Here is a 21,878-nt window from a genome sequence, read left to right as displayed (position 1 = left end):
TCCAAGAAAAAAACGCCCACCAAAGTGAGCGTCTCTTCTTCAATCATTTATTCATTTGTACCTTTTTCTACATCATATTGTGTAATCCAGTCACTAAAGCTACCTACATACAGTTGAATATTTTCATAACCTTCATCTGCTAGCACTGCATATAATGGTGATGCTGTAACACCACTTCCACAATAGACAACAACGTGCTCGTCGCGTGCAACCTTGTTGCGTAACGCATCATTGGCTTGCAATTGACCATCTGACTTTAATTGCTCCCAGTCAAAGTTTTTCGCTGTTGGAATATGCCCAGCTACTTTATCAAGAGGCTCCATTTCACCACGGTAGCGAGCTGCAGCACGCGCATCTAATAACGTTGCTTCCACCTCTCCGTCCACAATGGCTTTAACTGCTTCACGCGGAGCATACAGTTCATCTCTCCATTCAAATTCAATTGTAGTCGGTGGATATTTTATAATGTCCTTAGTGAAAGATACTTTTTCCTCGAGAGCAGGGGCACCACCATTCACAATCACTACATTTGGAAAGCCTGCATACGTCAGCATCCACCAAGCGCGAGGTGCAAATGGTGCAGCTCCTTGATCGTAAACGACAATTTGATCCTCATAGCGTAACCCTAATCCTTGAAATATTGCCGCTAGCTTTTCCTTTTCTGGCATTGGATGACGACCATTACTGGACTCCATATCTGATAGCTCCTGCTCTAAATCGACATAAATAGCACCTGGTGCATGACCTTCTTCAAATGCTTTTTTTCCTGCCTCTTTGTTTTGTAAATCAAAGCGAGCATCGACGAAACGGATTTCGTCTAATTGAATATCCTCAACTGATTTGAATACTTTTCCCAAGTGAATCACCTCATGTGTATTGTAATTGAGAGTATATAGCTTTCCAAGAAACTAAGCGGCTTTCTTCCTGAAGTGCAAGTCTTTCTGTTTCAATTTGTTCAAGTGCCTGATGGTAAATATGCAAACGTAATTTCTCCGCTTCCTCAGCAATAAAGGTAATAGCCCATGTCATGAGAGATACTTTTTGTGAATCTAAATAATTTTGCGCATCTGGTTTTGTTAATCCCTCTAGCGCCTCACTTAGCTTCACTTTTTCATTTTTCTCAAAGAATGCCTTTGGATTGCGGAAGTGAGATTTCACTCCTGAATATTTCGTGATATCTGTAAATGGTCCTTCAAAATCAAGTAAATCCGGCTCAGAGGATTCAAACGCTAAGAATGAGAAGCTACGGTTTAATTCTTTAAGCTCACGCACTTCATCTCTAAAGCGCAGTTGCATCTTCTTACTAATAAACTGTGATAAACGGAAGTTTGTTACACGCATTTCTTGCGTAAAATCAAATCGTAAACTTTGCATTACTTCCTTTAAAGCATGCTCTAGTGCTTGCTGAGCTGGCATTGCTGCAAATGTTGATGGATTGTAGCCTTCCTTAAAGAACTCTGGGTAACGATAATACACACGCTGAAGGACATAATAAAGTAATTCATCCAGTTCTTGCTTCGTTTCACTTTCTACCATACTTGCATTAAGCGAATTGAACTTCGATTTTATATGCTGTTCAAGAGTTGCTAATTCCTCTAATCGCTCATCCTTACGCTTTAAGTTCTCTTCTGTCTGCGCAATTAAGTCACCTAAACGTTGCTCCGTTTTATCGACTTCCTCTGCAAGTGCCTGAACAGCCAATGCGCTTAATTCATCATTTAAGAATGTGTGGAAGGCATCCTCGAACGGTGGCATACCTGATGTTAAATCAGCACCCTCTACTTTTTCCTTTAATGCCAGTAAGCTTGACACACCGTAAAGTCGAGGGAAGCGAATGCCAAAGCGTTGTAATTCTGAACGTACATAGCCTTTTACATCTTCCTGTTCTTCTTCTGTTGTCGCTAAATCAATCGCATTGACGATAAAGAACATTTTATCAAGTTCGAAGGCATCCTTCACACGACCAAGCTGGATTAAAAACTCACGGTCAGCTTTAGCAAAAGCATGATTATAATAAGTAATAAACAAGATTGCATCAGCATTTCGAATATATTCAAATGCCACACCTGTATGACGCGCATTAATAGAATCTGCTCCTGGTGTGTCAACAAGTGTCACACCCATGCGTGTTAACGGACTATCATAATAGAAATCAATATTATCGACAAAGCATGATTTATTTTCCTGCGCAACAAATTTTTCGAACTCTTCACGATTAACACGTAATACTTTTCCAAGCTCAGACTTAAATGTTGGGAACCCTTCTTTATATGCACGAATAAATGATTTATGCACATTTAATCGTTCGTCCGATAGCTGCACCGCAAGTCCTTCATCTGCACGATTAAACGCCTCTTCTAAAGAAGAAACCGATAAACCCACTGCTGCGTATGAAGCTTGAATATCCTCTAGCATTTGGTCAGCTGTTTTTAACAGTACATCTGCTGTTTCATGCGGATGCTCTGGTGTCACAGGACGAATTTTATTAATAGCCGCTGTTGTAGGGTTTGGAGATACAGGTAAAACTTTGGCACCCATTAAGGCATTAGAGAACGAAGATTTCCCTGCACTAAATGCACCGAAAAGCGCGATTGTGAAATCCTTTTTCTGTAATCGTTCTACTTTATTTTCTAAGTAACTCGCCACTTCCGCAAAGCCTTGTACATCTTTTACTGCATTTGCCGTATGAAGTGCACGCTTAACTACACCTTCAATAGGAAGGCTTGTTGCACTTACTGCTTGCTGTGCCTCTTCCTGTTGTAACATCTCCTCTTTTGGCTTTAACATTGATTCATCAAACAATCGAATATCTGCTAAATCTTGCTTAAAGGAATGATCCCAATTTGTCAGCTGTTGATTGGCTATCTTTCGTATTTCATTACTTGCCTGATGCATAATACTTGCACTATATTGCTGATAACCCTCTATTTCAAGCACTGCTTGAATGGCATCAACTTTCGCTTGCATTCCAGCCATTTTTAATTTAGATGGAGCAGCTGTTTCAGTAGCAACCGCTTCTAAAGTTGCTGCTTGTGCATCCTTCCAATTATCTGTTTCCTGGATATAGTAGCGTTTAGTCGCCTCTGCCACACGGTTGGCAAAGTTTAGAATGGCATCTCCAGTTAATAGAGCACCAACTTGTACCTGCTGCTCAATAAGTGAGAATGGTAATTCAAAGGCGTAGGCATCAATAGCTGTAGCACGTTCTTCATTTAATGCACTAACATCCTTTAACACCTTTTTCATTAACCCTTTTAAATGTCCAGTAATTTGTGCATGCACAACATTTTGATAGGCACTATAGGCATCCTCTTTGCGACGGTTACGCTCTTCCTCTGTCTTTTTCTTAGCGGTAAATAAGCCCCCCACCTTGAAACCGTCCTGCTGACTCTCTAAATACAGACGTAATTTATCGCGTAAATCTGCAGGCATAATGGCTGCATTCGCCAGTAGTTCTTTACGTTGCTCTTCGAACGTTTCATTCCATGCCTCTACGGAGAACAGTTCAACTTGACGATTTAACTTATTGTACTGCTCTAAAATATCTTTATGGTTTGCCCAGTCATCGGCACTTAAAACATCTTCATCGATGTCTAAACGATCCTGTCTTTCTTCCGTTAAATAATTGTCATGCTCACTTTGTAATAAACGCAGTGTATTTGATGCAGTCTGTACAAGTTGATCCTGCCAATCATTCATACTATCCATAACGATTTTCTTTACGACCTCAAAATCGTTATAAGGGTGCTTAGGCTCTCTTAATGAAGTGAAAAATACGCCCTTCGGTACTACACCCCAAGCCTCAAAGGAATTGTGAACTGTTGCTTTAAATTCCTCAAAGCTTAATTCATTTTCATTATGTTTATCAATCATGTTAACGATTAAATAAACGTTTGGATTGTACTTCATTAATTGCTTTGTAAATTGAAAATTCAATTCTGATTGCACGTGATTGTAGTCCATTGTATAAAATACGATATCAGCAATATGAAGAGCTGACTCTGTTGACATGCGGTGTGCATCATCTGTCGAGTCGACACCCGGCGTATCCATAACAGTAACGCCTAGTGGTAATGTCGATGTGCTATGACCGATTTCAATTTGTGACACTAGATCCCCATTTTTACTTAGCTCTTTAACTGTTTTAAAATCATAGCCTGCTTCAAATTTTACAGGCTTTTCATTATGCATGTAGACAACCGCAAAGTCTTCTTCTGATTTATGGACTTTGACGATATTAGCACTCGTTGGAATAGGGCTTGCCGCAAGTAAATCTTCACCAGATAGAGCGTTAATCATACTTGATTTACCAGCAGAGAAATGGCCCGCAAAGCCAATGACATATTCTTTTTGCTGTATTTTACGTGCAAAAAGTGATGTCTTATCCATACGCTCTGTATCAACATTATGCTGATAGATTATGTATTGTAACGAGGCTTGCTTTAATAGCGCCTCCAACTGTTGTTCAAAATCTTTCATAAAAACCAGTAACCCCTTTATTCATAAATTGTTCATAATTAGTATTCTACCTTATTCGACAAGCAAAGTATAACACTAATTTACTTTAATAAGCATTGATATAAGGGTTTCAGACGCCATATTCATCCATATTGTCCTGTTTAATCAAAAAAACAAAGCATTATTTAGGCCCATTATCAAAACGTGTGGTTGATTTCCGTTCCGACTGGGCGCCTTTGTTGCTGCCGCTACGCTTTCGCGCAGAGCAGAGCTTCCTGGGGGCGTCCGATGAGGCGCTAATCCCCAAGGAGTCGCCCAGCCTCCACTCCAATCAACTTATCTACATGCATACGTTTTAACAAATGTCATCTTCACCTTTTTGGTGATGAGCCAGTATTCTTCTAAAAAAACTACTAATTTCTATTTCATAGAGGATGCACAACTAAGCAAATACTAATTTTCTTCTTATTTTAAGGTAAGGAAATTTAAGTTTAAAAAACTGTTTGATGAGCAATTGAACAAAGATATATGGGGGCAACAATAAATAAATGGAGTGATAAAAATATGGTGAATCATAGGAATCATCGAAAAATTGAGCGACAATGTGCATGTGATTGTGAAGATCGGTTTACATGGCCTCGTATAAAAGCTATTGCCGTATCTTCAATTCCCCCTCCCCCAGTCAATTTCCCTGATGGAACTATTATTCCAACGATAAATAGATATTTCTATATTGTTACATCAGATATTAATTTGACTAATGGGGCGACCCTAGCTGTTAGCCAATTTTGGGATGATAATGGGAACCCAGCAACTGAATTTATGATTTTTAATCCGAATGGCTACGTTAATCTTTATATCAATGCCGTCATGCAGGAAGGTGGAATTTACACTTTAACTCCAACCTCGTTAACTCTGAGTCCAGATAATTCAACAATTTATAGAGGTACTCCAATCATCATAGAATCATTAGGGTTTTCTACCAAGTAAAATTATGAATGGAGGTGAAAATTGTGGCGCTTTCCATTATTAATATAAATGTAAATGTTACAGGCGCTTCAACAAGATTTTTCTATGTTTTAGCTACATCATTAACTATCACAGATGGCACAACGGTTGAGGCTACTACCTTTTTAAATGATAGCAGTACTGCTGCAACTACTTTTCCAATCGTAACAAACGGGTACTATAATTTATATATAAATGGGGTGCTTCAGGAAGGTGGTTCTTACTTAGTTTCTGCAACAGAATTAACATTCCATACTGTTACAGGCACTTTACCAGCAGGAACACCAATTATTGTTGAAGCTGTTGAATTAGTGACTACAATTTAATTATTCTGAGTAAATCGGATAGAGAAATATATGTTGTTGTACGAATCTATCCAATAATATGTTCCATCTATAAAAGAATAAACTTCATATAATTAAAATAATGGATGCCTTAAAATATTTTAGGGCATCCATTGTTTTAATTATCCATTTGACATTTAAGCTCATAAATTTTTTTTGCATAATCCAGTGCATGCGGACCGTCTCCGTGTATACATAATGTTTGCGCGGAAATTTTAATTTTCTTTTGCTGTACTGACACCACTTCATTCGATGTTAAAATACTTTTGACATGTACAAGCATTTCTTCCTCTGTTTGAATCAATGCATTTGATTGTAGTCTACTTACTAAAGTACCATCATCATTGTAATTCCGATCAGAAAAAACTTCTTCATAAACTTGTAAGCCTTTTTCTTTCGCAATTTTAGCCATTTTACTCCCAGCCAAACAATATAAAATATACGCTGGATTTAAATCATATATTGCATTGACAATAGCTGTCGCCATCTCTTGATCATTAGCACTTTGATTATAGAGGGCTCCGTGTGGCTTTACATGATGAAGTGTTTCATTCTCTACTGATACAAATGCTTGCAATGCCCCTACCTGATAGACAATCATATCGTATATTTCCTCTGCACTAAAATCCATATTACGACGGCCAAAACCATCGCGATCAGGGTATCCTGGGTGTGCTCCAATAAGGACATTTTTTCGAATGGCATTTCGTACAGTCTGACGCATTATCGTATGATTACCTGCATGATAGCCACATGCAATATTAATGGACGTCACATAGTTTAAAACCTCTTCAACATTGCCCCTGATAAGAGCATTATTGCTTTCACCCATATCACAATTAATATCCATTGGCATACCTATTCCTCCATTAGTACAAAGTTGATTGTGTTAAACATGCGCATTTGAGCGACTTTATGTAAATCATCTTCATGTATTGTTGCAATTATAGGATAACCCCCAACCGTTTGAGCATCTGCCATTAATACGATAGGTTCACCACTTTGAGGCACTTGAATTGTCCCAAACTGTGTCGCTTCTGAAAGAATATCTTTTGATTCTTTTAGCTGTAGCGCAGCACCTTTTAAATAATAGCCCATACGATTTCCACCTGAAAATTGAAATGGAATGTTTAAAAATTGATGCTGGCTCTCATCCGTAAATAAATCAAAATGTGGGCCTTTAAAAATTCTTACTGTAATAGAAGTTTTAAATGTTGGACGAAAAGGTGCATAAAGTCCTCTTGTAAATCTTAACGTTTTTGACTTCTGTCCGAATATAACGCTACCTTCATTTATTGCGTCACCTAGATTTCCAAGTGGAAAGTACGAGCCGCTTCCAAGTATTGGCTCTATTTGAAATCCTCCTTTAGGCGTAAGATAAACAATAGAGCCGAGACTTACACTTTTTATAGACAAGATATCTCCCTTTGCTAAATGGAAAGTCTTCCACATTTCTACCGGAACATCATTTAACAAACATTTACATTTTGCTCCAGTCAATACATAAGTACCTTCATTTAAAGCTTCAAATTCAAAGCCACCAACAAATATTTCAAATGAAGTTTGGTTTTTGTCGTTACTTAATATATATTGCGCTGCTTGAAATGACACTTTATCCATAGGTCCAGATAGAGGAATACCATACGCCCGATAGCCGTATCTCCCTTGGTCTTGCAAGCTCCCATATACACCTTTCTTTTTTATCATAAGAAGTGGCTTCAATTGCTACACTCCTTTACTTTTTATTTCAATAAACTCCTGTTTTGTTATTTCATAAAATTGTACTTGATCTCCAAGAGAAAAAATAAAAGTATCTTCCCGATGCACATCAAATAAATTTAGCGGAGTCTTACCAATGATATTCCATCCACCCGGTGAATCTAGTGGATAAATCCCCGTCTGTATACCACCTATACCAACAGAACTTGCAAATACAGAATTTCGGGGCTTTTTTAATCGTGGTACAAACAATTCTCTATCTAATTCCCCCAAATAAGGAAATCCAGGTAAAAATCCAATTAGATATACACTATAAAGCTTTGACATATGTATTTTTTTAATTTCCTCATACGATAAACCCGTATAATCCATCACACGATACATATCTAAGGCAAATTCCTCATCATAGCAAACTGGAATTTGTAACTGTCGATTTGTTACATCGTCAACTGTTGGTGAAACTTGCATCCAAAGCCAATGTTCTTGTAAAAAATCTAAATCGATTTTTTGTTTAATATAAGCTGTAACTGTATGATAGCTTGCAACACTTTCAACAAGGTTTTGTTGTAGCATTTTTTTCAGAAAACGATTGAATTTTTGTACTACCAGAAAATTTTCTTGAGATATTTCCTCATGAAATGCAAAACGAATTGTGTGTTGACTAATCCACATCGTAGTAGGAAAATCAATCATTTGTTGCACGAAGGGTCTCCTCGATACAGAGCCTTATAGAAGTTATTAAGTCTTGGATATTCCATCCCGGTATTTTTCCATGCTGAATCGCCAAATCAAATGACGCAGGAATATGAATAAATCCAGCACGGACCCCTTCATGTTGCTTTGCATAAACTAGCCCTTCATACATAATATTGTTGCATAAATAGGTACCCGCCGTATTTGAAATTTCCGCTGGATATCCTTCTTTGCATAATCGATTGACCATATTTCGGATAGGTAAATTCGTTATATATGCATCTGCACCATTATTATAAATGCTCTCATCTACTGGTGTATAACCATTATTATCCTCTTCACCATCTTTAATATTAATCGCAATTCGCTCTGGCGTTATTTTAAAACGCCCTCCAGCTAATCCTAATGAAATAATGATTTGTGGCTTTATCTCAGCAATATATTGTTTCAGCTGCAGAGCAGATTGCTGAAAATCTACAGACAAAATGCGTCCTACAATTTCATAGCCATCCATCTTTTCTCCATTTAAATTTTCTACAATTTGCATTGTTGGATTCATTTTATACTCAAGAAATGGTACAAACCCTGTTAACAATATTTTTGTCATGCTTTCTTCACCTAAATTTCTATAGGACGTTGCTTGATTGCCCATCCATTTTTATTATTTTTAATTACTGGTGCAGATACTGCCATTTGAATAATAGCTTGATTGAAAAGCTTATGAGCCTGAATACATGAATTTAATTCTTCATCATACACAATTTCATCTGCAACTTCTGAAATTATATCTAGTGCCACCCATTTAGGGTAACGCAAGATACTAACAGATGAGTATGTTGGTGTCACTTCCATTTCACGGTAAAAATTAATATTATCCATTTCTTCAATTGGATATTTTTGCGGTTCCCACTTTGTACCGTATTTATAATAACGAGCGCGCCAATAGGCATTTTCCTGTGCGAAGGTTGTGCCTTCAAAAATAATATTTACTTTTTCTGCTACATGCTCTAAATTTTTAGCCTGAATCTCCTTTGTGTCACTATCTGCGTAACGACCAATTCCATATATCTTAGCGCTTGGTAGTGTATAGGAGACAGGGAAAATCGGTGGGCAAGCATATCCTGCAAACGGTTGAACCCATTCACGTGCAGGAATTCCGTGATCGTCAATCACAATATCTGACGCCCATTTTTTTAAGACTATCGGTAAAACATTAGCCTCACCGAATACACTTTTTTGGAATTTCACATGTGCAAATTCTAATCCTACCGCATTGTATCTCGCAGCATGATGTTTCCATTTTGGATGCTCTTGTGTCAATTTTTTCATTATCTCATAGCCATCAGGGTTCGCAAGGGGTATCACGATTATATTGATTTTCTTTAGCACCTCTGGTTGCTGACGAATAATATCCTCCATAAGCTCTAATATAGCAGGGGTACTTGATACTTCATTTGGATGATGTCCCGCTTCAATGATAATTGTATGCTTTTCATTGGATTTCTTTAGCCCTGAAAAATATTCACCAGTAATAGGTTCTGTCACTTCAAAAAACGGAATTAAATTCCCTTTGTATGATAAATCCGCATAATTTATCTTAACTTCAGGAAAATTATTGTACCTGCTTGATAACTGATAGACGTTCTTAATTTTGTATTTTAGTTGCTGATTCACTGTAACTACTTTACGCTTATGCCCCATATGCATTTCAGCATTAGCAAATTGACCGTTTTCATCAAATACAATTCTCTTAGTTGTATAGACTTGATATCCCTCTTCATTCCATTGATAAATCCGCACAAAGCTATGGATAGGTTCATATATATTTTCTTGCATATGGATAAATGGAATAATTCCCCCTGGTGCCTTATATGGTCGATTGGCTATTTGGTTACCTAACGTATAAAAGTAGTCTAGTGTATTAAAATATAAATCTTCATACAATGCCTCGAATGATGAGTTTGCCTCTTGTTTAATGGATAGCTCTTCTTCAATTCCAGAAGAAGTAAAGTCAATTTCAATTCTGTCAAACAACGGAAATAATTGTCCTTGACTAACATTACTTTTATCAATTGGTAATCTCTCCACCATATGTGGTAAGCAGTCATCGATATAATATTTATAAAAACGTTCCCGATCAGACAACACAGCTTTTTCTTGAATAATATCCTCATCTTTAAATAATCGGTAGCCCGCTGTAGTTGGATACGTTTTTTTAATGCCATCCACATAATCTAATTCACTAATTAGAGGATTTAGCACAGCTACTAATAGGTCATCTACATAAACACTATAAACATACTGCTGCGTACATGATAGTTCAAATATTACATTTTCTTTCGGTACCCCGTAATGTATCTCGATTAATTCATCAATCGGATACAGCTCCATAATCCAACGATTTCGTTGCTCTAAACCATTTTTCTTGCTCCCATCCTTACAGACAATTCTCACCTGTGTAAATGGTCTTTGAACAGAGACGAGAACTTCTTCTAATATCCAGTATAATCCTGTTTTAAATGCAGAGCGTACTTTAATTGACTTTAAATTTGAAAATTTTCCAAACAAATCTAAACGATATCGATCTCGATTTTCCTTTGATGCGGTTAAATAGATTTCAGCATCTACCATTGATTGTGTTTCATCTTGTAATGCATTTAAAATATACGAAGCTTCTGATTGGTCTTGCCATTCCTCTTCATATAAGAGTTGTGCTTCATTGACTTGTTTTTCGTTAAGCTCCCAAATACCAAGTAAACCACCTTCAGAAACGTGTTTTTCTTTTGCAATCGAATGAAGAACAGCTGGTAGACATTCTTTCGTTCCTATAATTTGAATGGTATTTTGAGCAACTAGCTCCATCGCATTTTCTATCCCTTGCTTGATGACGATGGACAAATGACGTTCTTCCTGAGTAACAACAGGTAATGCAACCGAAGTAGAATATAATCCTAAACGGAACCCAAGACAGCAAATTTCTTTTAAAATGGCATGTGTCTTAATTTCTTGCTGTAATTTAATTTGTACACTTAAATGTTGTAAGGGATTGGCTTCATCCTTTTCACCTGTACCATACGCTGTCCAAAGATGACTTAAACTCTCATAATAGATAAATGATTTTGTTTCACTTGTATCGGAAATACCTTCACAAGCTAAAGTACTTAACAAAGTCGATAATGATTCCTCTGTTTCATAATAGACAATAAAAGTGGATTCCTTTTTTGTTACATATGTGGTGTGGTGTTGAAAAAATTCCATAGAGAAGTCTTGATTGGCTTGTTGAAATAAATTAAAATCAATTTCATTGGATTCTAAGCCTAATCGCACACAAAAATCAATTAGTCCTAATGGTGCAAGATGAGCAGGTAAATCGATATATAATGAAGGTTTTTTTAACGGTTGATTCATATTAAATAAACTTGAATAAATACTTGTATTCACATTTTCACCTAAACTTTCATATTGGGATCTAAGCGGTCACGTAGCCAATCTCCTAATAAGTTAAAGCCTAATACAGTTAACATTATCGCAATACCTGGGAATACAGAAATCCACCATGCAGATGTCATATAATTTCGACTATCTGCTAGCATCCCACCCCAAGAAGGCACAGTAGGTTCAACCCCTAATCCTAAAAATGTTAAAGATGCCTCTAATAGGATAAACTCTGCAATGCACATTGTTGCTAATACTAAAATAGAGGAAGCAACATTTGGAAGAATATGCTTAAGAATTATTTTAAAATGCGTTCCTCCTATAGCTTTCGCAGCTTGAATATATTCCTGTTCTTTTAAAGCTAAAATTTCTCCACGGATTAATCTCGCAAAGTTAACCCAGTATGTAAGCCCTAGAATAATAATAATTTTCTCTAATCCTGTCCCAAAAACACTCATAATAATGATCGCTAATAAGATAAAAGGTAGACCTAATTGAACTTCTGCTATTCGCATAATTAAATCGTCTATCCATTTGCCAAAATAACCTGAAACAATTCCTAAAACTGTTCCTAGCGCTAAAGAAATGGCCACCCCACAAATACCAACTAAAAGTGACACTCGTGCACCATAAATAATTCTACTTAACAAATCACGACCTACTTGATCTCCCCCGAGTAAATATTGAGATTTTCCTGTATCATCTAACCACTTAGGCATATCTAAGCGATGCCCTAAACTTGCAGCACCTGGATCATACGGGGCGATATATGGTGCAAAAATGGCGCATGATACAGAGGCTATAACTAATAACAAACCTATTATTCCTGTCGGATTGTCCTTTATAAACTTTAAAACTCTTAAAATTTTACTGGTCTTTTTTATTGTTACTGTCTCTATTGCTTGTGTCATTAATTATCACCTCTCCCTATTCGAATTCTCGGGTTAATCAATGAATAACATAAATCAACTATCAAATTGACCATAATCATTATAAGAGCTAAAAGTATTACTCCCCCTTGTACCACTGGATAATCGCGCTGATTAATGGAATCTACAATCAAACGACCAATGCCTGGCCATGAAAATACTTGCTCTACAATAACAGCACCTCCTAACAGCCCTCCAAACTGAAGACCAACAAATGTTACCGTAGGTAATAACGCATTTCGGAAAGCGTGTCTTACGATTACAAGCCATTCTCTAATTCCCTTCGCTCTTGCAGTCGTCACATATTGCATTTTAAGAACCTCAAGCATCGATGTACGAATCAATCGAACTAGAATACCTGATAAAATAAGTCCTAATGCAATCGATGGTAAAATTAATGAACTAAATCCGTCAAATCCTGATACAGGTAGCCATTTTAGCTGTACCGCAAAAATTAAAATTAACATAAAGGCTAACCAGAAGTTTGGAAATGATATGCCTAGCAATGAGAAAATTCGACCAAAAATATCTATCGGTTTCCCTTTATATACAGCAGAAAAAATTCCTAAAGGAACAGCTATTAACAATGCTACAGTCATGCCACCTAAAGCCAGTACTATAGTTGGCCATGCTCGATCCAATAGCATTTCTAGAACTGGACTATTAGAGCGATAAGAAGTACCAAAGTCAAGCGTTAATAAATCTTTCATAAATATGAAATATTGCTCCCAAACAGGCTTATCTAAACCTAATTTAGCTGATAGATCATCAATTGCTTGCTGTGTTGGTTCCCCCGCACCGAACATAATACTTACGGGGTCACCTGTTAAGCGAATAGAGAAAAATATTATTAATGAAACAGCAATTATCACCAACACTGTATGCGATAAACGCTTCAATATATAGGAAAGCATAATTCCATCCTCCTAACTTGAAATGAAAAGGGGCTATCTAAAAGGTACTTCATAAGAAATCTAGCATATTTAAAAATGGTAAAAATCCGCTTCGTCGCAAAACGAAATATCGCTATCAATCCCTGTCGAATCTTTTGCTCTTCCTTGTCCCAAAATGGTTTCTAATGAATCGAAATCTATAGAGTCTAGCGGATTTTTACCTTTATATCAGAAATTAACATTTCTTTGAACATACTTTATCTACTTTTAAGGCAGCACGGTGGTTTACTACTTACTCCACAGTGACGCCTTCAAATCTAAAACGACTGTCATGTGGTGGTTGGAAATTTTTCACTCTCTTATTTACTGCGTATAGTTCTACGTCAGAATATAAATTCACTTCAGCTGCATCTTCATGTAATACTTCTGTCAATTCTTTAAAGATTTTTTCACGTTCTGCACTATCATTAGTAGCACGCTCCTTAGCCAATAATTGCTCAACTTTATCGTTTTTATAGGATGGATTCCAGAACTCTCCCTCGTGATACATTAAATAAGCTGTATTATCGAAATCTAAAGTCCAGCCACCCCAACCATTTTTATACATGTGTCCAGCTTCACCTTTTGGTATTAATTCAGATTGGAAAGTTGTATTCTCTACACTATTAATGGATACTTTTAAACCAACTTCTTCTAGATAGAAAGCTACCGCTTGAGCAATCTCTTTAAATGTTCCATCTGTACCTGGAATATAAAAATCCAATGTTGTTCCCTCAGCAACATTTGCTTCAGCAAGCAATTTTTTTGCCTTTTCCGGATCATACGGATATGGTTTTAAATCTTTGTTATAACCAAAAGAAAGGTCACTTTGGAATGAGCTAATTAAGTTACCATAACCGCCTAGAATTTCTTTCACGATTGTTTCTTTATCAATTGCATAGTTAATAGCTTGACGTACTCGAACATCATCTACAGGTGCTTTTGCGGTATCAAAGCGAATAGAGTATGCAGTAGGGGTTGATACATCCATTAAAGTGATGAAATCTGTTCCTTTTGCTGTCGCTGCTTGAGAAACTTCTAAGCGTGTCATAATATCTATATTCCCTGTTTGTAATTCTGCTAACGCTGTTGCTGTTTCTGGAATGACCTTAAATGTTACTTTATTTAATTTTATTGCTTCTTTATTCCAGTAATCCTCATAACGCTCAATAACTACTTGTTTATCACGTTGATACTCTGTCATTTTGAATGGGCCAGTGCCGACAGGGTTCATGTCAAAGTGCTCTGCTCCATTCTCTGCAATGTACTTTGGTGGAACAATTACTGCACCATAGCCAGATAATTTTGTTAATAGTACAGGATCTATTGTATTAAGGTGCATCGTTACTTCATATTCACCAGTTACTTCAACGCGATCAATTGATGTATAGTTTGAATATTGTGGCCCTTTTTGACCCTCCTCACCTAGTAAACGGTCAAATGTAAATTTAACTGCTTCTGCATTAAAGGGTTCTCCATCGTGAAAAGTAACACCTTGGCGTAATTTAAATACTATCGTTTTATCATCTACATACTCCCAAGACTCTGCTAACCCTGGTTGAATTTCTAAATCCAGCGAACGACTTGTTAAACCTTCAAATACCGATGTTCCAACTGTACTCCAAGCAATCAAATATGTATCGATTGGATCCCAGTTTTGTGGGTCACCTGCAACACGTACGACTAATTCATTGTCGCGTCCTTTTGCTGGATTTTCTCCAGACACTTTTTCATTGTTTTTATTACCATCTTTTGTTGATGTTCCGCTACTACATGCTGATAATATGAGCATCATACATACAAGTAGCAACGTTATCCATTTGTAATTCTTCATACAGTACATCCCCTTTGTTGTAGTATTTATTATTTATTCGCCATAAGGATATGGCTGTGAATAACCTAATTCAGCTGAAATCAGGGCAGCTGTATTCCATAGTCCTTCTAAAAATACGTTTATTTTTTCTTTAGGTAATAGTGATTCTATTCCCGCTATACTTATAGAATATTCTACCTCCCTATTGCTATTAAAAATTGGTACTGCTATTGATACTGTCCCTTCTTCTAATTCCGAAACACTGTAGGCATATCCATCATTTTTCCCCGATTCGATCAGTTCGTAGATTTCTTTGTCTCTTACAGGAGTTCCACTGGCGTATTTTTTACGCGGTTTCTGTAATACATTTTTTATTTTTTCTTCTGATTGAAAAGATAATATTATACGTGAGCATGCACCAGCATATAGTGGCGCTCTTCTCCCTACTCGTGTATATAATAGAACAGGTCTTAAACTTTCGATTTTTTCAATATAAAGACCATCTGTTTCATCCATCACTATTAGTTGAACTGCCAAGTCAAATTTTTGCTGTAGCATTTTCATATATGGTATTGCAAGTGAACGAATTTCAATTGAATTGGCAGCGATTGCTCCTAATTCTATTAATTTATTTCCTAAAAAATAATGATCGCTCAATACTAATTGACCTCCACTTTGAATATAAGGACGTTTTAGCACCCCTAAATCAGTAAATGTCTTAAGAAATCTATGTAAAGTAGGTTTTGGAATATCTGTTTCATTCGCCAATTCATCCAAACTCCATGAAGAGTGTTCTTCTGTAAATAATGTCAAAATGTTAATGCCTTTTTCTAATGTTTTACTCATAATAATCGCTCCATTTTCTCTTCATAAAGTAAACAGGATACATCATGCTTTTCACTAATACTTTTTAAAGTTGGAGGCGTCACTTTACATATTTCCATACAATTTGGGCATCTAGTATGGAAGGTGCAACCAGAAGGGGGGTTTGCAGGATTTGGAACATCTCCATTTAGCACTATACGTTCTTTTTCTTTAGAAGGATGAGATTTTGGTAATGCAGAAAGTAATGCTTTTGTATAGGGATGTTTTGGATTATTAAATAACTCTTGTTTACTCGCGACTTCTACTATCTTTCCTAGGTACATCACCCCTATACGATCACAAAAATGATGCACTACACTTAAATCATGTGAAATGAAAATATATGTAAGATTCATTTCATTTTTCAAGTCTTTCATAATGTTCAATACTTGAGATTGAATCGATACGTCCAGTGCAGAAACAGGCTCATCCGCTACAATAAGCTTAGGATTCGACACAAGTGCTCTAGCAATCCCAATACGCTGTCTTTGACCACCTGAAAATTCATGAGGGTAACGGTCTAGTTGCTTTTGTGTAAGTCCCACTTTTTTGGCCACTTCGAAAACTCGCTGTTTTCTTTCTTCTTTTGTACCAATCCCAAAATTAACTAAAGGTTCCTCAATAATTTTAAAAACCTTCATTCGTGGATTAAGTGAAGCATATGGATCTTGGAATATAATTTGCATATCGCGACGTGTTTGGCGTACCTTTTTTGGACTAAATGATGTTATATTTTCTCCATTGAGTAAGATTTCACCCTCCGTTGGTGTTAGAAGTTGAATCAGTGTTTTTCCCATAGTAGACTTACCGCAGCCTGATTCACCAACTATACCTAGAACTTCGCCTTCATTTACAGTGAATGAAACATCATCTACTGCTTTTAAATAATCAGCTCGCGATCCTGTTAATGGAAAGTATTTCTTTAAATGCTTTACTTCTAATAATGGGCTGACCATCTACAATCCCCCCTCCAATTCACCGTTCTCATATAACCAACATCGTACAGTAGTGCCAATACTAGTTGTAAATAAATCTGGTTTATTTTTACACTTTAAAGTTGCAAAACTACATCGATCGAAAAATCTACACCCTGTTGGCATATCCACCGGCGCAGGTACAACACCATCAATCGACGGTAGATATTCTTGTTCTTCCTCAATATTTGGTAATGAGTTTAATAGCCCTTTTGTATATGGGTGTAAAGGATGATTAAATAGATTTAGTACAGTTGCTTCTTCAACTATCTCTCCGGCATACATAACAATCACTCGCTCACAAATTTCAGCAACGACACCAAGATCATGGGTAATTAAAATGATAGACATTTGCAGTTTCTCTTGAAGGTCTTTCATTAGTTCCAGAATTTGTGCCTGTATAGTTACATCTAATGCAGTAGTAGGTTCATCTGCAATTAATATTTCTGGGCCACATGCTAATGCCATGGCAATCATGACTCGTTGACGCATTCCTCCTGACAATTGATGAGGATATTCATTAACTACTCTTTCTGGACGAGGGATTCCAACTAACCGAAGCATGTCAACGGCACGTTCATATGCTTCTTTTTTAGAAATTCTTTCATGACTAAGTATCATTTCAACTATTTGTGAACCAACTTTATAAACTGGGTTTAGCGAACTCATTGGTTCCTGAAAAATCATCGCTATTTTTTTCCCACGAACCTTCCGCCATTCCTTGTTTGAATTTTTGTTAATATGCATTTGATTTATATAAATATTTCCATTTTGCCAATCGACACCATTAGGTAATAAACCCATAAGTGAAAGGGATGTCATACTTTTACCACAACCTGATTCACCAACAATTCCTAAAGTTTTACCTTTCTCAAGTTGTAAAGAGACACCGTTCACAATTGGAACTTCTTTTTTGTCATGTTTAAAACCTATTTTTAAATCTTTAACTTCTAAAATATTTACTCCCATTTCCGACCTCCGTTCCAAAATATGAAAAGCGATTCCATTTTTTAAAATACTACATAAAACGACAAACTATTTCAATAGTTTTCAGAAAAAAATAAATATTCAATTTTATAAAATTTTTGTACAAAAATAAAAAAATTCACTCTATTTTACTTATTTTTTGTCAAAACAGATGGTTTTCAAAGATTTCTACAAGAGGATTTTTATGAAATTATGGCAAATTATTTTGCTAACATTATATTTTTTGTACAAAAAAAGAGTATGACTCAACAAATTTTGTCGAGGCCATACTCTACCTGTCTTTAAATAATAATTATACTATCAGCTGAAACAAGCTACATTTTATCGAAGTCTATTATTTTAAATGTGCAGTCGCCTGTTTCATAACGTGTTTCCCCACTCCAATATAGATAACCACTGCCGCTCCAATAAATACAAATGTCATCGCTGACCGCTCCTTTTATATAAAAATTTCTATTTGAAAAAACTTAAACGTCAATTTATTGATTTTGAAAATCATTCTCATTAATATAATATAAATTTCCCGCTAATTCGTCAAGACATACTTTCATCTTACCCTTTTTACATGGTAAGATGTAGAAAAGTCGGAAAAAGGATGCGGTAATGATGAGTAATTCGAAGTACTTTCAAACTATTTTAAACGGGACAATTCACGCTTTAAAATCGATTCTACCTATGGATATCGAAGTGAAATCACCAAGTATTATTTCTGAACCCTTTCAACAACAGCAAATGGGTGTATTAATTGGCTTAATAGGAGATTTAAAAGGCCGTGTAATCATTGATTCCTCGCCTGATATATTTAGTGGCATCGGTAATACAATGTTTGGAATGCCTCTTGAAGGCGAAATGCTAGAATCCTTCACAGGAGAATTTGGAAATATGATCGCAGGTAATTTATGTACAACCGTAGGACAAGAAAGCTTAGAAATTGATATCACTCCGCCAACAGTGATGGTTGGCAATACAAAATTATACGGCTTTGAAAAGGCATTTGTACTCCCAGTTACAATTCCCAGCATTGGTGCGCTGACAGTTCTATTAACAATTGAAGAAGAATAGTATTCTAGAATATTGGACTGTTCCAAATGCTATAACTTATGTCACTACCCCTTGCAATTATGAATAAGATTTGTCATTCGCATTAATTAAAGAAGGCTGCCCTATAAGGCTCAAGCCCAATTTTCTAATAGTAAAATTTCCTGAATTATAATAAAAATCACTCCAATTTCAACTTTAAATTGGCCATCTCAATGACTATTGAGGTGGCTATTTTTTATCTCTCCTCAATATTTCACACTTTTTTCACACAATTCGCTAATATGTGTGATTTTTTTCACATCAAACAGAAATTTATTTATATATCATGGCAATTAGAAGGATCACAAAAGAAGCGAAGGAGGAGCAAAAATGGCAAATAAAAAGAAGTCAGATGAGAATTTAAAAGGTTCACTCTATGCAGTATTTGGAGTAGGAATCATTATTATCTTGCTTTGGGTGTACTGCTTCGATTTGTTCATCAATCGTTTTTAATCTACTAAGAAAGGACAGAGACATATGCACTTACATAAGTATGAGAAATATTGGCTTGTGTTTGGAGTTGCTACTTTAGTAGTATTCCTTATCATTCTCGGCATCGGTGCATTTCATCAAGGCTCACATCCGAACAATGGTAAAAAAACACTAGATTATGAGAAAGTAAATGAATTTCCACCTTTCGATAATCCAGGTGTTCATAAAGTCGAAGGTAAAGATTGGGACTATGAAGTGGTTGTTTTAGCATCAGCATTTAATTACAACCCTCCTGAAATTGAAGTTCCACTTGGAGCAAAAGTGAAATTTATCGCAACAAGTGCAGATGTGATGCACGGTTTTGAAATTGCAGGTACAAATATTAATATGATGCTTGAACCTGGTTACATTTCTGAATATGTGACTGAAGTAAATAAATTGGGCGAGTTTTTAATTGTATGTAATGAGTACTGTGGTACAGGACATACGATGATGCACTCTATGCTAAAGGTGGTGGATCCAAATGAGTCTCAATAATAATTTGACTAAGGTGGATCGTCGTGATGCGAAGCTAGCAATGGCACATATTTATGTGGCTTTCATCGCATTGTTATTAGGAGGTCTTGCAGGTTTATTACAAGTTTTCGTTCGTTCTGGTCAATTCACATTACCAGCAGGCATTGGTTACTATCAAGTTTTAACCGTACACGGTGTTTTACTCGGACTTATTTTAACAACGTTCTTTATTTTTGGTTTCCAAATTGCCAGTGTTAGCCGTACGTCTGGGACTTTTACAGCTGGTCAACGTCGTCTTGGCTGGATTGGCTTCTGGTTAATGACAATTGGTACAGCAGCTGCTGCAATAATGGTTTTACTTAACGAAGCAACTGTTTTATATACGTTCTACGCTCCACTGAAAGCACATTGGATATTCTATTTAGGCCTAACATTAGTCGTTGTTGGTTCTTGGGTTGGCGGCGCAGGTCAAATTTTACGGTATGCACAGTGGCGTAAAGAAAACAAAGGAAGCGGAGAACGAAGCCCATTATTATCATTTATGGTTGTTGTCAATAATTTAATGTGGTTCGTTGCAACTCTAGGCGTAGCTGTTTCTGTTCTATTCCAGCTACTTCCTTGGTCCTTAGGCTTTATCGAACGTGTTGACGTAGCACTATCACGTACATTATTCTGGTATTTCGGTCATGCGCTTGTGTATTTCTGGTTATTACCAGCTTACATGATTTGGTATGTCATTATTCCGAAGGTTATTGGCGGAAAAATTTTCTCTGATTCTTTAGCAAGACTGTCGTTTATGCTGTTCTTAATTTTCTCTGTACCCGTTGGTATCCATCACCAATTAACAGAGCCTGGTATTGATAGCACGTGGAAATTCATACAAGTTGTTTTAACTTTTGCTGTAATCGTACCATCTTTAATGACTGCATTTTCGATGTTTGCAATGTTTGAACTCCGTGGTCGTGAATTAGGTGGTAAGGGGCTTTACGGCTGGTTTAAAAAATTACCATGGAAAGATGCTCGTTTCTTCGTGCCATTTATCGGTATGGTAGCATTTATTCCTGGTGGTGCAGGTGGTATCATCAATGCTTCCTACCAAATGAACCAATTAATCCATAATACCATTTGGGTTACAGGACATTTCCATTTAACAATTGCAACAACAGTCGTTTTAACTTATTTCAGTGCGGCATTTTGGTTAATTCCACATTTAACAGGTCGCACACTGACTAAATCTTTAAACAATCTTGGTAATTTTGCAGCTATTTTATGGGCTATTGGTATGACGATTATGTCTTCTGCTATGCATATCGCTGGTTTGATTGGTGCACCTCGCCGATCCGATTACTCTGAGTATGGCGGTGCTCAACAAGCTTATGATTGGATTCCTTATCAAATCGCTCAAGCAGTTGGTGGCACAATCCTGTTCATCGCTATCTTAATCATTCTTTATATTGTGGTGAAATTAGCGTGGTTTGCACCAAAAGGCGAAGAGGAATTCCCAGTTGGTGAAGTACATGCTAACAGTAGTGAGACACCAGCAATTCTAGAAAACTTTAAAGTGTGGCTTGTTATTTTAGTGGCACTAATTCTATTTGCTTACACAATTCCAATTTACGATATTATTTCCAATTCCCCACCTGGCTCTAAAGGCTATAAGCTTTGGTAACAATCTTTTGCCTCTTCATAAAAAA

19 protein-coding genes are annotated in these 21,878 nt (G+C 36.5%); 6 read left to right on the top strand and 13 right to left on the bottom strand.

Going from position 1 to position 21,878, the window contains the following annotated elements:
• Positions 1-47 precede the first annotated feature (47 nt).
• Together FJQ98_RS09280 and FJQ98_RS09275 are read right to left on the bottom strand one after the other, a co-directional pair.
• Entirely contained in the window at positions 48-857 is an 810-nt protein-coding gene (locus FJQ98_RS09280; protein WP_053593720.1) for a sulfurtransferase, read from the bottom strand.
• A gap of 10 nt (positions 858-867) precedes the next feature.
• Positions 868-4,479, bottom strand: a complete 3,612-nt coding sequence (locus FJQ98_RS09275) for a dynamin family protein (protein ID WP_053593721.1) — start codon at positions 4,477-4,479, stop codon at positions 868-870.
• Between the two features lie 543 nt (positions 4,480-5,022).
• Between FJQ98_RS09275 and FJQ98_RS09270 the strand changes: the two genes are divergently transcribed.
• Both FJQ98_RS09270 and FJQ98_RS09265 read left to right on the top strand, forming a co-directional pair.
• Positions 5,023-5,448: a DUF4183 domain-containing protein gene (locus tag FJQ98_RS09270; RefSeq protein WP_053593722.1), complete on the top strand. Its 426-nt coding sequence runs from the start codon at positions 5,023-5,025 to the stop codon at positions 5,446-5,448.
• Between the two features lie 23 nt (positions 5,449-5,471).
• Positions 5,472-5,792, top strand: coding sequence for a DUF4183 domain-containing protein (locus tag FJQ98_RS09265; RefSeq protein WP_053593723.1), 321 nt, complete (start codon positions 5,472-5,474; stop codon positions 5,790-5,792).
• A gap of 136 nt (positions 5,793-5,928) precedes the next feature.
• Here the strand turns inward: FJQ98_RS09265 and FJQ98_RS09260 are convergent, their stop codons facing one another.
• The 11 genes from FJQ98_RS09260 to FJQ98_RS09210 all read right to left on the bottom strand — a co-directional run bounded on the left by FJQ98_RS09260 (position 5,929) and on the right by FJQ98_RS09210 (position 18,138).
• Positions 5,929-6,666, bottom strand: a complete 738-nt coding sequence (locus FJQ98_RS09260) for a 5-oxoprolinase subunit PxpA (protein WP_053593724.1) — start codon at positions 6,664-6,666, stop codon at positions 5,929-5,931.
• 2 nt (positions 6,667-6,668) lie between these two features.
• Positions 6,669-7,532, bottom strand: coding sequence for a 5-oxoprolinase subunit C family protein (locus tag FJQ98_RS09255; RefSeq protein ID WP_053593725.1), 864 nt, complete (start codon positions 7,530-7,532; stop codon positions 6,669-6,671).
• 3 nt (positions 7,533-7,535) lie between these two features.
• Positions 7,536-8,222, bottom strand: a complete 687-nt coding sequence (gene pxpB / locus FJQ98_RS09250) for a 5-oxoprolinase subunit PxpB (RefSeq protein ID WP_241774522.1) — start codon at positions 8,220-8,222, stop codon at positions 7,536-7,538.
• Complete coding sequence (locus tag FJQ98_RS09245) at positions 8,215-8,829, bottom strand: pyroglutamyl-peptidase I (protein ID WP_053593727.1); 615 nt, start codon at positions 8,827-8,829, stop codon at positions 8,215-8,217. Before FJQ98_RS09245 ends, pxpB begins: the two co-directional genes overlap by 8 nt.
• Positions 8,830-8,840: 11 nt before the next feature.
• Positions 8,841-11,663: a M14 family metallopeptidase gene (locus FJQ98_RS09240; protein WP_053593728.1), complete on the bottom strand. Its 2,823-nt coding sequence runs from the start codon at positions 11,661-11,663 to the stop codon at positions 8,841-8,843.
• A gap of 8 nt (positions 11,664-11,671) precedes the next feature.
• On the bottom strand, positions 11,672-12,568 hold the full coding sequence (locus FJQ98_RS09235) for an ABC transporter permease (RefSeq protein ID WP_053593729.1): 897 nt from the start codon (positions 12,566-12,568) through the stop codon (positions 11,672-11,674).
• Positions 12,568-13,500 carry a nickel ABC transporter permease gene (nikB, locus tag FJQ98_RS09230; protein WP_053593730.1) on the bottom strand — a complete coding sequence of 311 codons (933 nt, stop codon included), beginning with the start codon at positions 13,498-13,500 and terminating at the stop codon, positions 12,568-12,570. The genes FJQ98_RS09235 and nikB overlap by 1 nt, the downstream gene beginning before the upstream one ends.
• 271 nt (positions 13,501-13,771) lie before the next feature.
• Positions 13,772-15,352, bottom strand: coding sequence for an ABC transporter substrate-binding protein (locus tag FJQ98_RS09225; RefSeq protein WP_053593731.1), 1,581 nt, complete (start codon positions 15,350-15,352; stop codon positions 13,772-13,774).
• Between the two features lie 33 nt (positions 15,353-15,385).
• Positions 15,386-16,177: an IclR family transcriptional regulator gene (locus tag FJQ98_RS09220; protein WP_053593732.1), complete on the bottom strand. Its 792-nt coding sequence runs from the start codon at positions 16,175-16,177 to the stop codon at positions 15,386-15,388.
• Positions 16,174-17,151, bottom strand: a complete 978-nt coding sequence (locus tag FJQ98_RS09215; RefSeq protein ID WP_053593733.1) for an ABC transporter ATP-binding protein — start codon at positions 17,149-17,151, stop codon at positions 16,174-16,176. The genes FJQ98_RS09220 and FJQ98_RS09215 overlap by 4 nt, the downstream gene beginning before the upstream one ends.
• Positions 17,152-18,138, bottom strand: coding sequence for an ABC transporter ATP-binding protein (locus FJQ98_RS09210; RefSeq protein WP_053593734.1), 987 nt, complete (start codon positions 18,136-18,138; stop codon positions 17,152-17,154). It abuts the gene before it with no gap.
• A gap of 624 nt (positions 18,139-18,762) precedes the next feature.
• Here FJQ98_RS09210 and FJQ98_RS09205 point away from each other — a divergent pair.
• From FJQ98_RS09205 to FJQ98_RS09195, 4 genes are all read left to right on the top strand, one after another.
• Complete coding sequence (locus tag FJQ98_RS09205) at positions 18,763-19,218, top strand: chemotaxis protein CheX (RefSeq protein ID WP_053593735.1); 456 nt, start codon at positions 18,763-18,765, stop codon at positions 19,216-19,218.
• Positions 19,219-19,566: 348 nt separating this feature from the next.
• Positions 19,567-19,689 carry a hypothetical protein gene (locus FJQ98_RS27175; RefSeq protein ID WP_255505077.1) on the top strand — a complete coding sequence of 41 codons (123 nt, stop codon included), beginning with the start codon at positions 19,567-19,569 and terminating at the stop codon, positions 19,687-19,689.
• Between the two features lie 24 nt (positions 19,690-19,713).
• Positions 19,714-20,205: a cupredoxin domain-containing protein gene (locus FJQ98_RS09200; protein WP_053593736.1), complete on the top strand. Its 492-nt coding sequence runs from the start codon at positions 19,714-19,716 to the stop codon at positions 20,203-20,205.
• A complete protein-coding gene (locus FJQ98_RS09195) occupies positions 20,192-21,853 on the top strand; it encodes a b(o/a)3-type cytochrome-c oxidase subunit 1 (RefSeq protein ID WP_053593737.1) in 1,662 nt (553 codons plus the stop codon). Before FJQ98_RS09200 ends, FJQ98_RS09195 begins: the two co-directional genes overlap by 14 nt.
• Positions 21,854-21,878: the final 25 nt, after the last annotated feature.

Source organism: Lysinibacillus agricola, assembly GCF_016638705.1.
In the GTDB taxonomy this organism is placed as follows: Bacteria; Bacillota; Bacilli; order Bacillales_A; family Planococcaceae; genus Lysinibacillus; species Lysinibacillus agricola.
This window is presented reverse-complemented; position numbering and strand designations above follow the sequence as displayed.

What these genes read in the sequence shown, in the direction of transcription:
- FJQ98_RS09220 (WP_053593732.1), bottom strand. Translation starts at nt 16,177, where the DNA reads ATGAGTAAAACATTAGAAAAAGGCATTAACATTTTGACATTATTTACA.
- FJQ98_RS09235 (WP_053593729.1), bottom strand. Translation starts at nt 12,568, where the DNA reads ATGACACAAGCAATAGAGACAGTAACAATAAAAAAGACCAGTAAAATT.
- FJQ98_RS09195 (WP_053593737.1), top strand. Translation starts at nt 20,192, where the DNA reads ATGAGTCTCAATAATAATTTGACTAAGGTGGATCGTCGTGATGCGAAG.
- FJQ98_RS09270 (WP_053593722.1), top strand. Translation starts at nt 5,023, where the DNA reads ATGGTGAATCATAGGAATCATCGAAAAATTGAGCGACAATGTGCATGT.
- nikB (WP_053593730.1), bottom strand. Translation starts at nt 13,500, where the DNA reads ATGCTTTCCTATATATTGAAGCGTTTATCGCATACAGTGTTGGTGATA.
- FJQ98_RS09225 (WP_053593731.1), bottom strand. Translation starts at nt 15,352, where the DNA reads ATGAAGAATTACAAATGGATAACGTTGCTACTTGTATGTATGATGCTC.
- FJQ98_RS09215 (WP_053593733.1), bottom strand. Translation starts at nt 17,151, where the DNA reads ATGGTCAGCCCATTATTAGAAGTAAAGCATTTAAAGAAATACTTTCCA.
- FJQ98_RS09260 (WP_053593724.1), bottom strand. Translation starts at nt 6,666, where the DNA reads ATGCCAATGGATATTAATTGTGATATGGGTGAAAGCAATAATGCTCTT.
- FJQ98_RS09245 (WP_053593727.1), bottom strand. Translation starts at nt 8,829, where the DNA reads ATGACAAAAATATTGTTAACAGGGTTTGTACCATTTCTTGAGTATAAA.
- FJQ98_RS09210 (WP_053593734.1), bottom strand. Translation starts at nt 18,138, where the DNA reads ATGGGAGTAAATATTTTAGAAGTTAAAGATTTAAAAATAGGTTTTAAA.
- FJQ98_RS09200 (WP_053593736.1), top strand. Translation starts at nt 19,714, where the DNA reads ATGCACTTACATAAGTATGAGAAATATTGGCTTGTGTTTGGAGTTGCT.
- FJQ98_RS27175 (WP_255505077.1), top strand. Translation starts at nt 19,567, where the DNA reads ATGGCAAATAAAAAGAAGTCAGATGAGAATTTAAAAGGTTCACTCTAT.
- FJQ98_RS09205 (WP_053593735.1), top strand. Translation starts at nt 18,763, where the DNA reads ATGAGTAATTCGAAGTACTTTCAAACTATTTTAAACGGGACAATTCAC.
- FJQ98_RS09275 (WP_053593721.1), bottom strand. Translation starts at nt 4,479, where the DNA reads ATGAAAGATTTTGAACAACAGTTGGAGGCGCTATTAAAGCAAGCCTCG.
- pxpB (WP_241774522.1), bottom strand. Translation starts at nt 8,222, where the DNA reads ATGATTGATTTTCCTACTACGATGTGGATTAGTCAACACACAATTCGT.